General features: G+C 73.0%; 11 protein-coding genes and 1 pseudogene. 8 read left to right on the top strand and 4 right to left on the bottom strand.

Going from position 1 to position 14444, the window contains the following annotated elements; translation table 11 throughout:
• Positions 1 to 614: 614 nt before the first annotated feature.
• Positions 615 to 1175: a hypothetical protein gene (locus ADL05_RS01540; protein WP_053614992.1), complete on the top strand. Its 561-nt coding sequence runs from the start codon at positions 615 to 617 to the stop codon at positions 1173 to 1175.
• Between the two features lie 28 nt (positions 1176 to 1203).
• Positions 1204 to 1767, top strand: coding sequence for a DUF4232 domain-containing protein (locus tag ADL05_RS01545; RefSeq protein WP_053614993.1), 564 nt, complete (start codon positions 1204 to 1206; stop codon positions 1765 to 1767).
• 407 nt (positions 1768 to 2174) lie between these two features.
• Here the strand turns inward: ADL05_RS01545 and ADL05_RS01550 are convergent, their stop codons facing one another.
• Both ADL05_RS01550 and ADL05_RS01555 read right to left on the bottom strand, forming a co-directional pair.
• Positions 2175 to 3512 carry a DUF6114 domain-containing protein gene (locus ADL05_RS01550; RefSeq protein WP_053614994.1) on the bottom strand — a complete coding sequence of 446 codons (1338 nt, stop codon included), beginning with the start codon at positions 3510 to 3512 and terminating at the stop codon, positions 2175 to 2177.
• 4 nt (positions 3513 to 3516) lie between these two features.
• Positions 3517 to 4164 carry a DUF6230 family protein gene (locus ADL05_RS01555; protein WP_053614995.1) on the bottom strand — a complete coding sequence of 216 codons (648 nt, stop codon included), beginning with the start codon at positions 4162 to 4164 and terminating at the stop codon, positions 3517 to 3519.
• A gap of 220 nt (positions 4165 to 4384) precedes the next feature.
• Here ADL05_RS01555 and ADL05_RS01560 point away from each other — a divergent pair.
• Positions 4385 to 6205: pseudogene (locus ADL05_RS01560) on the top strand (GMC oxidoreductase); the annotation flags it as partial.
• Between the two features lie 252 nt (positions 6206 to 6457).
• Here the strand turns inward: ADL05_RS01560 and ADL05_RS01565 are convergent.
• The gene (locus tag ADL05_RS01565; protein WP_053614996.1) at positions 6458 to 7240 is read right to left on the bottom strand and encodes a MerR family transcriptional regulator; all 783 of its coding nucleotides are present in this window, start codon (positions 7238 to 7240) and stop codon (positions 6458 to 6460) included.
• A 116-nt stretch (positions 7241 to 7356) separates the two neighbouring features.
• Here ADL05_RS01565 and ADL05_RS01570 point away from each other — a divergent pair, with 116 nt between their 5' ends.
• The 5 genes from ADL05_RS01570 (at position 7357) to ADL05_RS01590 (ending at position 12672) form a co-directional block, all read left to right on the top strand.
• Positions 7357 to 8208, top strand: a complete 852-nt coding sequence (locus ADL05_RS01570; protein WP_053614997.1) for an SDR family oxidoreductase — start codon at positions 7357 to 7359, stop codon at positions 8206 to 8208.
• Positions 8209 to 8223: 15 nt separating this feature from the next.
• Complete coding sequence (locus tag ADL05_RS01575) at positions 8224 to 9138, top strand: diiron oxygenase (RefSeq protein ID WP_053614998.1); 915 nt, start codon at positions 8224 to 8226, stop codon at positions 9136 to 9138.
• 325 nt (positions 9139 to 9463) lie between these two features.
• The gene (locus ADL05_RS01580) at positions 9464 to 10966 is read left to right on the top strand and encodes an NAD(P)/FAD-dependent oxidoreductase (protein WP_053614999.1); all 1503 of its coding nucleotides are present in this window, start codon (positions 9464 to 9466) and stop codon (positions 10964 to 10966) included.
• Between the two features lie 115 nt (positions 10967 to 11081).
• Positions 11082 to 11543: a DUF4873 domain-containing protein gene (locus ADL05_RS32095; RefSeq protein WP_053615000.1), complete on the top strand. Its 462-nt coding sequence runs from the start codon at positions 11082 to 11084 to the stop codon at positions 11541 to 11543.
• 229 nt (positions 11544 to 11772) lie between these two features.
• Positions 11773 to 12672: an alpha/beta fold hydrolase gene (locus ADL05_RS01590; protein WP_053615001.1), complete on the top strand. Its 900-nt coding sequence runs from the start codon at positions 11773 to 11775 to the stop codon at positions 12670 to 12672.
• Positions 12673 to 12862: 190 nt separating this feature from the next.
• Here ADL05_RS01590 and ADL05_RS01595 read toward each other — a convergent pair whose 3' ends face one another.
• A complete protein-coding gene (locus ADL05_RS01595) occupies positions 12863 to 14224 on the bottom strand; it encodes a four-carbon acid sugar kinase family protein (protein WP_053615002.1) in 1362 nt (453 codons plus the stop codon).
• Positions 14225 to 14444: the final 220 nt, after the last annotated feature.

Here is a 14444-nt window from a genome sequence, read left to right on the forward strand (position 1 = left end):
GAGCCGGTCCGGACGCCCGGACCGGCTCACCGCGGGCCGGATCGCCAGGGCCCGGGACCGGTACCGACCGGCCCGGGCCCTGCGGCGTCCAGAGGACGGCGGCCGGTCGCCCTCGATTCCCGTGGACCCGGTCCCCAAGTGGCCCGAGAGCGCAGCGGGGGAAGGCGGAGCCGCGCGGGCACCTCCCGGCTCGGCGGGCCGCCACGGGCGCCTCGGACGTCCCACCAGTGTCCGCGTTCCTCCTCCGAAACCCGCTCCGACGGTACCGACGCGGTCGGCGGGAGCGCGTTGACCTGGCCCCATGACCGGAAGCGGCACGAACGCGGACCGCGCGTCGGTCAACCGCGGACGGTGCCCTGACCGTCCTCCTCCGTGACGCACACGCGAGAGGGGCGCGCCATGACACCGAAGGCCGCCGGCTTCCCCGGGTCCACACCCGCACTCCTGACCGGATGCGTGACTCCCCTTGGCGAACACCTTCCCCGGGCCCCGAGGTCCCACCGCGTGACCAGCCCTTCCCGGCCGAACGGCCGCACGGGGCGACGCTCTCCGAGTACGGGGCTCTCGGCACAGGCCGCCGGACCCGATCGAGGAACCACAACAGGAGGACGAGTATGACGAGGAAGACCACGACCACCGCCCGGACCGGGGGTACGGCGCTCGCCGCCGCCTTCGCACTGACCTGCGGGCTGCTGGGCACGGCTGCTCCCGCCGCCGCCCAGGCCCCGGCGCCCCAGGACGCCGAGTGTCTCGGAGGACCGCTGCACGGAGTCGTCATGAGCTACTGCGTGGGCCTGCTGCCCGCGGGCCGGACGGCGGACTGGCTGGACGACACCCGGCGCTTCGACACGGGTCAGCTCCAAGGGGCCAAGCGGGTCTACGCCTTCGACGACGGCACCAACCTCAGGGTCACCGCCTACGAGGACGGTGTCGTGGACCTGACCCCGGAGAACATCGCCCAGGGCGACGAGCGCTTCGACGGCGCCGAGGAGATCCACGACGCCAAGGGCAGGCCGGGGCTCCTCGGCGACGGTGCGGTGCTGATCCGGTTGGACCCGCAGGAGACGCCCTCCGAGGAGGGGCCATTCACCGTCGAGGTCAGCACCTACTTCACGTCGAGCATCGAAGCCGAGGAACTCATCGAGATCGCCGGATACGTCACCGCTGCCCGTTGACCGCCAAACCGACCACAGGAGGATGAGCATGACGAGGAAGACCACGACCACCGCCCGTGTCCGGACCCGGCTCGCGGTGCTCACCGCCGCGATGATCGCCGCGCCCGCCGTCGCCGCCGTACCCGCCGCGGCCGCCACCGCTCCGGAGTCCATGCCCGACTGCACCGTCTCGGACTTCGAGATCGTCGAGACCGACCGCCGCGCGGCCGCGGGCACCGCCTACATCGAGTTCACCATGGCGCGGAACGGCGAGGGGGAGACGCCCGCCGAGGAGCCGTGCCACCTCTACCGGTACGCCAATCTGATCTGGGTCGACGACCAGGGCGAACTGGTCGGTGCCTGGGCCGAGCGCGAGGGCGGGAGCGGCTCGTACACCGTGGAGCCGGACGGGACCGTGCTCCTGACCGTCGCGCAGCCCAACCCGGCCAACTACGACCCGGAGCTGTGCGAGCCGACTGCCGTGTCGGGTCTCGCGGTGTCGCTCTACATCGCCGAGGAACCGGTCGTCGTGCCAACCGGGGGCCACGACACCGCCTGCGCCAACGCCGAGGTCGCCGTGCCCCGGTACACCATCGAACCGGGCGGGAGCTGAGGCCTCCGATCCCGGCCGCCCCGGGATCACACAGGGGTCCCGAAGACTCAGGCAGCCCCGGGGGCGCGTGGGGTCCAACTGCCTCAGCTGGCCCCGGGTCACGCAGAGGCCCCGAAGCCCCAGACGACCCCGGGAGCACACGGGTGTCCCGCGGCCTCAGACGGCCCTGGGATCACACGGCCGAGCCGGGTTGCGCGGGCGCCCGGACACGCGGGGCCGGGCTGCGCGATCGAGGGTTCGCCCCTGGGGGTACTCCTGCCCCCAGGGGCCCCTTCGCCGGTGAGGCCGCGTCCCTCCGGGGGCGGGGCCCACGAACGGGGGCCTCCCGCCCCCGGCCCCGCGAACCGGCCGGGTGCTCCCGCCTTCGGCCCGGTCCCGCCGGTGCGCGTTCTCGGACCCGGCGGGGCTCAGGTCCCCCCGTGCTGGGAGTTGAGGCCCGGGATGACCATGGAGTCGGTGGAGGCAAGAGGGCTGTCCACGTCCACGTCGGTGACGATCATGTACGGCAGCAGCAGCGGCGGCGGGAAGTCCGGGGTGAAGGTCAGCGGGATCCCCAGGATGCGCACGTGCATGCGGGTGATGTGCATCCGGACGTCGCCGTTCATCTCCATCGTGGGCAGGCCCAGCGACATCCGGACGCCCGCGTCCTCGAACCACAGTTCGGCGTCGGTGAAATCGGCCCGGCTCATGGTGAGCCGGAGGTAGCGCCGCGGGCCGTCGGCGGTCGGGCACTCCACCACGCCGTCGTAGCTGGCGCCGCTCATGATGAGCGTCTGCGAGGTCAGCCCGGACGTACGGACCGAACCGCGGGAGCAGTCGTAGGCCGCGTCCACCGGCACCTCCGGCAGGTCGCCCTCGTCCTCCGCGGCCTGGCAGTCGCGGACGGCGTCCAGGAACTCCTCCTCGGTGTCGGCGAGGGCCGTCCGGCCGGTGAGCAGCGCGCAGTCGGCCGCGTCGGCTTCGTCGGTCTCCTCGGCCTCCTCGTCCCCGGTCTCCTCCTCGGCGTCCTCTTCCTCGGTGTCCTCTTCCTCCCCCTCGGGAGCCTCCTCCTCGCCGGTCCCGTCCCCGGGCGAGGCGGAGGGTTCGGGTGAGGGCTCGTCGGAGGGTTCCTCGGTGGACTCCTCGTCCCCGTCCGGGGGCGTGAACCAGTCCCAGGGCCAGTCGACGGACGGAGCGGGCGCCGCGGCCAGGAGCAGGGCCAGGGCCAGCGGGGCGGCCACCGCCGCCACCGGGTCCGGACCGGAGCGGCGTACCGACCCGCCCGACCCGTCCGCCTCACCCGGAACATCCGCATCGGCGGGGTCGGCGGGGTCGGCGGGCGGGTCCGCCCGCCTGCGTCCCCGGCGGCGGGGGCGGGCCGCCGTCCGGGGGCCCCACGCGAACACGAAGGCGCCGCCGATGATGCCGAGCAGCATCCCGATGACGAACCCGCCGAAGTTGGAGGTCACGAAGGACACCAGGGCCAGCAGCAGGCCGACCAGCCCGAAGAAGCTGTTCTGCGCGGGCTGGAACCAGCTCAGCACGCCGATCGCGATCAGCAGCAGACCGATGAGGCTACCGGAGATCCCGGCGATGCCGGAGTAGATGATCAGGTCGATCGGCAGGACCAGGGTCTGCGCGGTCGGCGCCACGAGGAGCTCGACGCCGGCCGCCAACAGCAGGGACCCGCCCAGGAAGGGGCGCCGGCTCCGCCACGTGCGGAACCGGCCCCACCAGGAGCGGATCAGGGTGAGTGCGTGGGCCATGGGATCAGAAGCACTCGTGGTTTCCGGGCCTGACCGCCAGGCTCAGCCCGGACAGGCGCAGCGAGCCGGACGTGACCGCCCACGTGGTCATCTGCATGTCGGTCACGGTGATGCTGTCCGACTGCAGGCCGAAGCCGCCCTCGGGGCCCTGGCCCCCGTCCGCCTTGTCGAGGGTGCTGGCGTCGCGGCCGATCTCGATCGCGCTGAACTCGGCGTTGCCCTGGAGCTGTTCGATGTCGATGACGAGGTTGGTGCCCTCGACCGGGTCGCTCTCGCCCGCGGTGATGACGAGTGTGGCGTCGCCGATCGGCAGGTCCCACAGGGAGGACATGCACAGGTTGTCCAGTTCGGCGGTGTTGACCGTGGACAGCCCGATCGGCCGGGCGGAGCCGTCGACCGAGTTGGCCACGTCCCCGTACTGCGAGAAGCCCTGGCCGACGAGTTCGTCGGCCGACATCTTGAAGTTGTCGCCGGAGACGGCGAACGACGCGGCCAGCAGGCCCTGGGTGGTCATGCCGCCCAGGACGGCCGCGGCCGCCAGTCCGGGCACCGCGATCAGGGCGAACCTGCGCCACCGTGTGCCGGCGGCGACCGGGTTCTGCTCAGGCACGTCCTCGGGCGGTGCGAGCGCCTCGTCGGGGGCCTTGGGCATGAGTACCTCCAGTGTTCCGCCGCTGATGGGGGTGCGGCGAGGGGGGAGTTGACTTGCGCCGATGCACGCCTCGTGTGTTACTTGTGACACACCTTACTCGGCGGTAGTGACGAACATTACAATAGTCAATGTCGCATTTCCAGATGACAGCGTGAATATTGCGGACTCGTATCCGGCGCAGTACGGGCTCCCCGCATCTGACCAGGAGAGAGACCACATCGTGGCCACAGAGCGCATCGGCTCCCCCACCGCCCCCGACCCCGCGTCCGGGCAGGACGACGACCGGTTCGACTACGACGTGATCGTCGTCGGCTCCGGCTTCGGCGGCTCGGTCAGCGCCCTTCGCCTCACGGAGAAGGGCTACCGCGTCGGCGTCCTGGAGGCCGGCCGCCGCTTCACCCCCGAGACCCTGCCCGCCACCTCCTGGGACCTCCGCAACTTCCTGTGGGCTCCCCGGTTGGGCATGTACGGCATCCAGCGCATCCACCTGCTCCGGGACGTCATGATCCTCGCGGGCGCGGGCGTCGGCGGCGGTTCCCTCAACTACGCCAACACGCTCTACCACCCGATGGACCCCTTCTTCGACGACCCGCAGTGGCGGCACATCACCGACTGGAAGTCCGAGCTCGCGCCCTTCTACGACCAGGCGCGGCGCATGCTCGGAGTGCGCACCAACCCCACCGTCACCCCCTCCGACGTGCACCTGCGCTCGGTCGCCGAGGACATGGGGGTCGGCGACACCTTCCGGCTCACCCCGGTCGGCGTGTGCTTCGGCGACGGGCGGGACGGCGACGGCGCCGAGGCCGCTCCGGGCGAGAGCGTCGGCGACCCGTACTTCGGCGGGGCGGGACCCGAGCGCAGGGCGTGCACCGAGTGCGGCGAGTGCATGACCGGCTGCCGCCACGGCGCCAAGAACACCCTGACCGAGAACTACCTGTACTTCGCCGAGCGCGACGGCGCGCGGGTGCACCCACTGACCACCGTCGAGCGCCTGCGCGAGCTGCCGGGCGGCGGCTACGCCGTCGACACCGTCCGCACCGACGCCCCGCGCCGCCGGGAGAACGCGCGGACGTTCACCGCCCGCCAGGTCGTCGTGGCCGCGGGCACCTACAACACCCAGACGCTGCTGCACCGCATGCGCGACGCGGGTCTGCTGCCGCGGCTGTCGGAACGGCTGGGCACGCTCACGCGCACCAACTCCGAGGCGCTCGTCGGCGCGATGAGCAACCAGGTCCCGCCGCCGGAGGACCTCACCCGGGGCGTGGCGATCACGTCCTCCATCCACCCGGACGAGAACACCCACATCGAACCGGTCCGGTACGGCAAGGGCTCCAACGCGATGGGGCTGCTCACCGCGATCCAGGTGCCCGGCGGCGGGAAGGTGCCCCGCTGGCTGCGCTTCCTCGGCCTGGCCCTGCGCCATCCCGCGGTGTTCGCCCGCAGCTTCTCCAACCGCCGCTGGTCCGAGCGCGTGATCATCGGGCTGGTGATGCAGTCGCTGGACAACTCGCTGACCACGTCGGTCCGGCGCGGGCTCCTCGGCGGACGCAAGACGCTCACCTCCCGGCAGGGCCACGGCGAGCCCAACCCGACGTGGATCCCGGCGGGACAGGAGGCGGCCACCCGGCTGGCCGAGCGCATCGACGGCCACCCCGGGGGCACCTGGGGGGACGTGTTCAACGTGCCCATGACCGCGCACTTCCTGGGCGGCTGCCCGATCGGGGACAGCGCGGAACACGGCGTCATCGACCCCTACCACCGGCTCTACGGCTACCCGGACCTGCACGTGGTGGACGGGTCCGCGGTCACCGCGAACCTGGGGGTCAACCCGTCGCTGACGATCACCGCGCAGGCCGAGCGCGCGATGGCGATGTGGCCGAACAAGGGCGAGCCGGACACGCGGCCCGCCCAGGGCGCCGGATACGAGCGGGTCCGGCCGGTGTACCCGCACGCGCCCGCGGTTCCGGCGGGCGCCTTCGCCGAGCTGCGCCACACGGCGCCGCTGCCGCTGACGGTGGTCGAGCCCGCGGCCGACACGGCTCATCCGCCCGCCGCTGCCCCGCAGGACTCCTGAGGGCGCACGGGCGCCCGGAGGTGCGGGAAGGACGACCGCGGACGGCGGCGCACGGCCCCCGCGGGCCCCTGAGGAGTCGAAGGCGCCCGGAGGTGCACGAGTGGCCCCGGCTTCCGGGTCGCACGGGCGCCCGGTTCCGAGGACCCGTCGTGGGCGTCCGGACGCAGGAAGGGCCCGAACCGTGCGTTCGGGGCCTCCGGCGGGGCGGGTGTTCGGTTCTCAGGGAGGAGGCGGGCCGCCCGCTCCCCGCTGGAGGTCCTTCTCGCCGCGCAGGTGCTCCATCGCCTGCGCGAAGTGCTCCCCCATGACGTCGTTGAGGTGCTCGGCCATGGCCTGGGCCAGGACGGCGTCCACCGCCTGCTGCGCGAGGGGGCGCACCCGGCGGACGAGTTCGGCGATCTCGGCCGTCTCCTCGCTCTGGACGACCGTGCCCGGGGTGTGCTCGGCGATGATGTGGTCGGCCACGAGCCGGACCATGTGCTCGGCGACGTGCCCGACCTTGTCGCGCAGGTTCTCGGCGATGTCGAGCACCGAGTCCACGCTCATGCCCAGCCGCACCAGCTCGCCGCCGGCGTGCAGCAGTCGCGGGCTGGGCACGCGGAAGCGCAGGCCGTCGCGTTCGAGCACGCCCAGGTCCAGCGAACGCTTTATGGTCCGGGGCGTCACCCCCTTGCCGAAGAGTTCGCGCAGGTCCCCCAGCGTGATGTAGTCGGCGATCTCGTCGGACCAGGCGTCCCCTATCGCGGACTCGAAGCCGAGGATCTCGGAGAGGTCGCCGCCCCGCTCCCACACCTGGAACATCTCGCCGATGTTGGCGAACGTGTAGCCGCGACGCAGCAGCTGGCCGATCAGCCGAAGACGCGCCAGATGTGCCTCTGAGTAGATCCCCACACGCCCCTGCCTGCGCGGCGGCGCCAGCAGACCTCTGTCCTGGTACACCCGGACGTTGCGCACAGTCGTGTCCGCGAGCCGGGCGAGTTCGTCAATGCGGTATTCGGCCATGGACCAAGACTAGAGACACCGGAAGACGCTACTCGTCAGTAAATTTCCGACGACAGCCCATTGCATTGTGACAATGCTCGTTGTAACGTTCCGGCAATGACTGTGGAGGAGATCACATGACGACCCCCCTGCCGCGCCACCTGCGGCGCCTGCCCGGCCAGAACGCCGTCGTCACCGGCGCGTCCGGCGCCTTCGGCAGCGCCACCGTGGCCGTCCTCCGTCACCTCGGCGTCAACGTCGTCGGCCTCGACCGCAAGGCCGCCCCCGGCGTCGTCGAATGCGACATCACCGACGACGCCCAGGTGCGCCAGGCGATGGCCGAGGCCCTCGACCGGCTCGGCGGAACCCTCGACCTGCTGATCCACTACGCCGGGGTCGGCCCGGCCGTGGACATCGGCGGCGAGCCCGACGTCCACGTGCACCAGGCCCTGGAGGTCAACCTCCTCGGCTCCTGGCGGGTCACCGCCGCCGCGATGCCCGCCCTGCTCAACACCCGGGGCCGGGTCGTCCTCACCTCGTCGCTGCTCGCCCACCTCCAACTGCCCTTCGCCGGCGCCTACACCGTGTCCAAGCGGGCCCTGGCCGCCTACGCCGACTGCCTGCGGGCCGAGTACGGCTCCCACGTCGGCGTCACCACCGTCTACCCGGGTTACGTCGACACCCCCATCCACGACAGCTCCCGCGCCACGGGCGTCGCGCTGGACGGCCTCGTGCCAGCCGAGCGCGAACGCGACACCGTGATGAGCGTGGTCCGGGCGGCGGGCGCCAGGCGCGCGCCCCGCGACGTGGCCTCCACGGCCCTCGGCACGGCCGCGCTCCACCTGACCCGGCACTTCCCGGGCACCACCGAACAGATCGTGTCGCTCCAGGTCGGCCTGCTCCTCGCGGACGGGGCCTTCGGCGACGCGGAGATCGCCCAGGGACTGCACGAGCGGCACCGCGGCACCGTCCGGCCCGCCGCGTCCTGAGGAGGAGAGGAACACATGACCGTCCAGACCACGGCCAAGCCCAAGCTCACCGACCGCGAGGACATCGCCAAGCGCCTGCTGCGCGGCTCGGCGAAGGCCTCCTTCGACCCCCTGGTCGAGATCGACTGGGACGCGCCCGTCGACCCCGACATGTGGGCCATCCGCCCCGAGCGCGTGTCGCTCTACGGCACCTACCTGTGGGACCGCCTCGACGACGCCCAGCGCAAGGAGCTCTCCCGCCTGGAGGTCGCCAGCGTCGCCACCATCGGCATCTGGTTCGAGACCATCCTCATGCAGATGCTGGTCCGCCACGCCTACGACCACGACCCGACCACCAACCACGTCCAGTACGCCTACACCGAGGTCGCCGACGAGTGCCGGCACACGGTCATGTTCGCCAAGATGATCGAGAAGCTCGGGTCGCGCGCCCACAAGCTCGACCCGGCCGCCCACCACCTCGGCCGGCTGTTCAAGACCATCGCGCACGGTCCGCTGATCTTCGCCGGGGCGCTCTTCGTCGAGGAGGTCCTGGACCAGATCCAGCGCGAGGCCGTGCCCGACGAGCAGATCCTGCCCCTGGTGCGCTCCGTCGCCCGCATCCACGTGGTGGAGGAGGCCCGGCACATGCGCTACGCCCGCGAGGAGTTCGCCCGCGACTGGGCCGGCCGCGGCCCCCTCAACCGGGCCTACAGCCGGATCATCCTCGGGCTGGTCACCTACTACTCCGCGACCCGGCTGATCAACCCGAAGGTGTACGCGCAGGTCGGCCTCGACCCCAAGGAGGCCTATCGCGTGGCCAAGGCCAACCCGCACTGGATCGACACCAAGACCTGGGCCGCCCGCAAGGTGGTCGGCACGCTGAGCACCGCCGGCGCGATCACGGGTCTGGGCCGGTACTTCTGGCGCAAGGCCGGGCTGCTCGGCCGCTGAGCCCGACCCGGCCCCGCCAGAGACCGCGTTGGGTCCGTACCCGGGCCGTACATGGGGCAGGCCAGAGGCCGACCCCGGGCCACTCCCCCAACCTCCGAAACCGCGCCCGGGCCCGCGCTCGGGCCGCACCGGCGGTGCCCCGAACACCGCACCGGCGCTTCCACCACCGGGGTCGGCCCCGTGCCGACCCCGCACAGACTCCCCCGGGGGCGAAACGCGCCACGTCCCCGGGGGGCCTCACCCCCCGGGGGGCGTACGCGCCACGTCCCCCGGGGTCTCACCCGCACCGGTGCCCCACCGCCGGTTCGCACGAAGGGACCTGAACATGACCGACGCACCACCGCATTACAGGGTGGCCGTCATCGGCACCGGCTTCGCCGGCATCGGCATGGCGGTCCGGCTCCGGCAGGCGGGACTGACGGACTTCACCGTCCTGGAGCGGGCCCACGACCTCGGCGGCACCTGGCGGGACAACGACTACCCCGGCGCCGCCTGCGACGTCCCCTCGCACCTGTACTCGTTCTCCTTCGCGCTCAATCCGGCCTGGAGCCGCTCCTTCTCCCCGCAACCGGAGATCTGGGAGTACATGAAGCGGGTCGCCCGCGAGCACGGCGTCGACCGGCACGTGCGCTACGGCCACGACGTCACCGCCGCGCACTGGGAGCCCGACCGCAACCGGTGGCGGATCGAGACGGCGGCGGGCACGGTCACCGCGCAGTTCCTCGTCAGCGGCGCCGGTCCCCTGGCCGACCCCGCCTACCCCGACATCAAGGGGCTCGACACCTTCGAGGGGCGGCTCTTCCACTCCGCGGAGTGGGACCACGGGCACGACCTCACCGGGCGCCGCGTCGCGGTCATCGGCACGGGGGCGTCGGCCATCCAGTTCGTGCCGCGGATCCAGCCGAAGGTGGGCTCCCTGACGCTCTTCCAGCGGACGGCGCCCTGGGTGATGTTCCGGCACGACCGCGACATCACCCGGGCGGAGCGCTGGCTGTACCGGAACGTCCCGCTGGCCCAGCAGGTCGCCCGCAAGGGCATCTACTGGGGCCGGGAGAGCTACATCCTCGGCTTCGCCAAGAACCCGCGGCTGCTCAAGATCGTGGAGCGGCTCGGCCGGGCCAACATCCACCGCAGCGTCAAGGACCCGGAGCTGCGCGCCAAGCTCACCCCCGACTTCCGCGCGGGCTGCAAGCGCATCCTGATGTCCAACGACTACTACCCGGCGCTGGCCCGCCCCAACGTCGACGTGGTCACCGACGGCATCGTCGAGGTCCGCCCGCACGCCGTCGTCACCCGCGACGCGGAGGGCCGCGAGACCGAGCACGAGGTCGACACGATCATCATGGGCACCGGCTTCCACGTCAGCGACCCGCCGGTGGCCCAGCGCATCCACGACGCCGACGGGGTCTCCCTCGCCGAGCGCTGGGGGACGACCGCGCAGGCCTTCCGCGGCACCACCGTGGCCGGGTTCCCCAACGCGTTCATCCTGGCCGGGCCCAACACCGGCCTGGGACACACCTCCCAGGTGTTCATGATCGAGGCCCAGATCCGGTACACCATGCAGGCACTCACGTACCTGTGCCGCAACGGAATGGACCGGCTGGACGCCCGGCCCGAGGCGCAGCGCGCGTACAACGAGAAGATCGCCAAGTCCATGGAGGGCACCGTGTGGGTCTCCGGCGGATGCGACAGCTGGTACCTGAACGAGGAGGGCCGCAACACCACGCTGTGGCCCACCTTCACCTGGGACTACGCGCTGCGCACCCGCTGGTTCGACCCCCACAACTACGACCTCCGCAAGAGCCGGCGCACCGCGGGCGTCCGCTGAGGGAGCGAGCCCCGCGCGCCCGCGCGGCGGCACCGGGAGAACGAGGGGCGACGGGTGGGCCGCGCCGCGGGCGACGGCCGCGGCACCGGCGTCCGAGGAGGAGGGCGAGGAGCACATGAGCGGGTTCGGCGACGACGAAGAGGAGTACCAGGGGCCGGTGACGGTCGTCCTGCCCGGCGAGGCCGGGGACGGCGGTGAGGCCGGGACCGGCGGGGCCGCTGCTGACGGTGAGGCCGGGAAGGGGGAGGCCGGTACGGACGGCGGGGCCGGGAACGGCGGGACCGCTGCGGACGGCCGGGCCCCAACCCCGACCGCGCCCGTCCCGGTCGAGGTCCAGGCGCACCTGGCGGGCCACTTCTCCCCCCTGACCGGCGACTACCGGTGGCGGGGACGGCTGTCGGCGTCCGAGGCGATCACCGCCGCCTTCCGGGACGGCGTGCGCACGGTCGTGGTCCGCACCCCCGACGGTTTCGAGGGCGATGGGGTCCTGGACGACCCCAACCTGTGGGGCGGGCACCCCGTCCGCGGCACCGGAACCCCGCCCTTCGCCGTCCCCCGGATCGAGATCGACGACTGACCGCGACCGCGGTGCCGCCCCCGCGCGCACCGCCCGATCCACCCCCGTGCCCCCGACCCCAGGCCGGTCCGCACCGCACCCCCGCCCGCACCGGCCGATCCGCGTCACCGCCCGACCACCCCGCCGGTGGTGCACCCCCGACCGGCCGCGCCTCCGGGGCGGGCCGCGCACGGCGCGGGCGCTCCCCCTGCTCCACCACCCCCGACCCCCGAGCGAGAGGTCTTCCGCGATGGCAACCCGACACCTGGGCCGGGCCCGCGAACTCCAGGTCCCGTCCGCCGACGGCACGCTGCTGCACGTCGAGGTACGCGGCCCGGAGGACGGCCCGACCGTACTCCTGTCCCACTGCTGGGCGACCTCCCTGGCCGCCTGGGGCCCGGTCGTGCGCGCGCTCGATCCCGCGCTGCGCGTGGTGATGTACGACCAGCGCGGCCACGGCCGCAGCCAGGACCCGCTGACCCGGGCCGGGTACGGCCCGGAGAAGCTGGCCGACGACCTGTGCGCGGTCCTGGAGGCCACCGTGCCCGAGGGCGGCAAGGCGGTCGTGGCCGGGCACAGCATGGGCGGGATGTCGGTCATGGCGTCCGGTCCGCGCGCGGTGTTCGCCGACCGCGCGGCGGCCGTCCTGCTCACCAACACCGGCTGCACGGAGTTGGTGCGGCGGTCGTCCGCCATCCCGCTGCCCGGGCCGCTGGGGACCCTGGGATCGAAGCTCTTCCTGACCACGGCGCTGCCGTTGGGCCCGGCCAACCCGGTCACCGCCCGGTTGCTCCGCTTCATCGTGCTGGGCGACGCGGCCGACCGGCACACGGTGCGGCTGTGCGCCCGGCTCGTCCACGACTGCCCGACCGTGCCCCGCGCCCGGTGGGGCGGCGTCCTCTCCGCCCTGGAGCTGGACGACTCGGCGCGGCGGATCACGGCTCCGACCGTGGTCGTGGCGGGGGCGCAGGACAAGTTCACCCCGCCGTGGCACGCCCACCACATGGCCGACATCATCCCGAACGCCGAACCCGCGATCGAGGTCCCCGGGGTGGCCCACATGGGTCCGCTGGAGTGCCCCGAGGTCCTCGCCGACCACCTGGAGCGCCTGGCCGTCGACCACCTCAAGGCCGAGCTGACCGGAGCCTGACCCCGCGCCCTCCACCGGGCATCCCGGCGCGCGCCGGGATGCCACCGGCCTCCAATCCCCCGGCACGACCGGGGCCGGGCGGACCGGCACTCACCGGCATTCCGCTCGGGAGGCCGCGGACCGCTCCCCGACGAGGACCCGCCTCCGGGGGCGCCCGGCGGCTCTGCTCGGCGGCCGGGCGGGCGACCGCTCAGGCGGGGTCGCGCAACAGTGTGGGGACCACGTGCTCGGAGACCTCCGAGTGCACCTGGTGCAGGCGCGTCTGCACCGCGCGGCGCAGCTTGGCCAGGCACTCCACCAGCGTGATGTCGTCGCCGACCAGCCCGCCCTTGGCCACGATCGGGGTGCCGTCCAGCGGCCCGCCGCCGACGTGCCCGTGGACCGCGAGCGGCACGACCTCGCCGCCGATGTCGACCGAGTGCACGTCGAGTTCGTCCAGCAGGCTGGCGATCAGGTCCCCGCCGGTGAGGAAGAGCCCGCTGGGCAGGGCGTGGGTCCCCGTGGTGTCGGCGACCTCGTTGACCACGTCGGCGACCAGGCTCGCCACCTTGCCGGGCAGCTCGGCGCGTGTCTGGACGGGCAGTTCGCGCACGCGCTCGGACGTGGTCACCACCCGCAGGACGCAGAAGTCGGGGAAGCCCGACGAGGTGAGCTGGTGGGCCAGTTCGGCGGCGACGGTGTCGGCGTGGTCGCTGTCGGGGTCGCTGAGCAGCACGGCGTCCAGGTCCACGAACCGCACGGCGCCGGTCCGTGCCACCGTCGCCAGCTGGCGCCGGGTCAGGTCGGTGGTGCTGCCCGCCACGCCCAGCAGCGGCCCGCGCGATCCGGCCTGTCCGCGCAGACGCAGGGCGTAGGCCAGCAGGGCGCCCGTGGGGCCGGGGTCCACGGCCAGCCAGACGGTGCCGTCCTCGTGGTGGGCGGCGGCCGCGGCGTCGGCGATGTCGGTCAGGTGCTGTTCGGAGCCGGCGTCGCAGACCACGACCGGCTCGTCCCCCGCCAGGAGTTCGGCGGTGAGCATGGTCTGGGTGACCTTCCGGACGGGGACGTGCCGGACGGCGAGGTCGGTCTGCTCGGCGAGGATGTCGGCGACCACGCTGGTGGTCATCGGGCACAGGGGGTCCTGTGCGAGTTCGGTGTGCTCCAGGGGTCGGCCGTGCAGGAGCTGCACGCCGTCCTCGGTGATGCGTCCGGACCCGGGGAAGGCGGGGACGAACAGGACGCGGACCCGGGTCTCGGCGGGTACGCGTTCCCGCACGGCGTCGTAGGCGGCCTCCAGTTCCGCGCCGACGTTGCCGCGCAGGGTGCTGTCGGTGCGCTTGACGACCAGTCCCACGGGCCAGACGGCCTCGATGACGTCGGTGACCAGGTCGGCGGCCTGCTCGGCGGGGACGTGGCGGCTGTCGAGGTTGGCGACGACCACGTCGTAGTCGTCGGCGACTCTGCTGACGTGCTCGGGCGTCACGGTGGCCACGCGCATCCCGGTTCGGGCGAACCTGGCACCGGTGGCGTTGGCACCGGTGAGGTCGTCTGCCACCACGAGGACCTGGGCCACGGAACGTCTCCTTCGGTCGGTCGGCGAAACGCTGGAGTAACCTCCCCTCCAACATAGGCCCAAAGGAGGGCGCCGAGGGTGTCCGGAGCATGGGAAACCGCCCCTCGGAGGGCGACCGGGGGCGGCGGCGGGCGGGGCGGCCCCCGGGCTACCGGGCGCGCGGACCAGCGGAGGCCGAACGACCGTGCGGACCGGTCCGCTCGACCGCCGATGGTGGGCA

It is taken from the genome of Nocardiopsis sp. NRRL B-16309 (genome assembly GCF_001279585.1).
GTDB lineage: Bacteria > Actinomycetota > Actinomycetes > Streptosporangiales > Streptosporangiaceae > Nocardiopsis.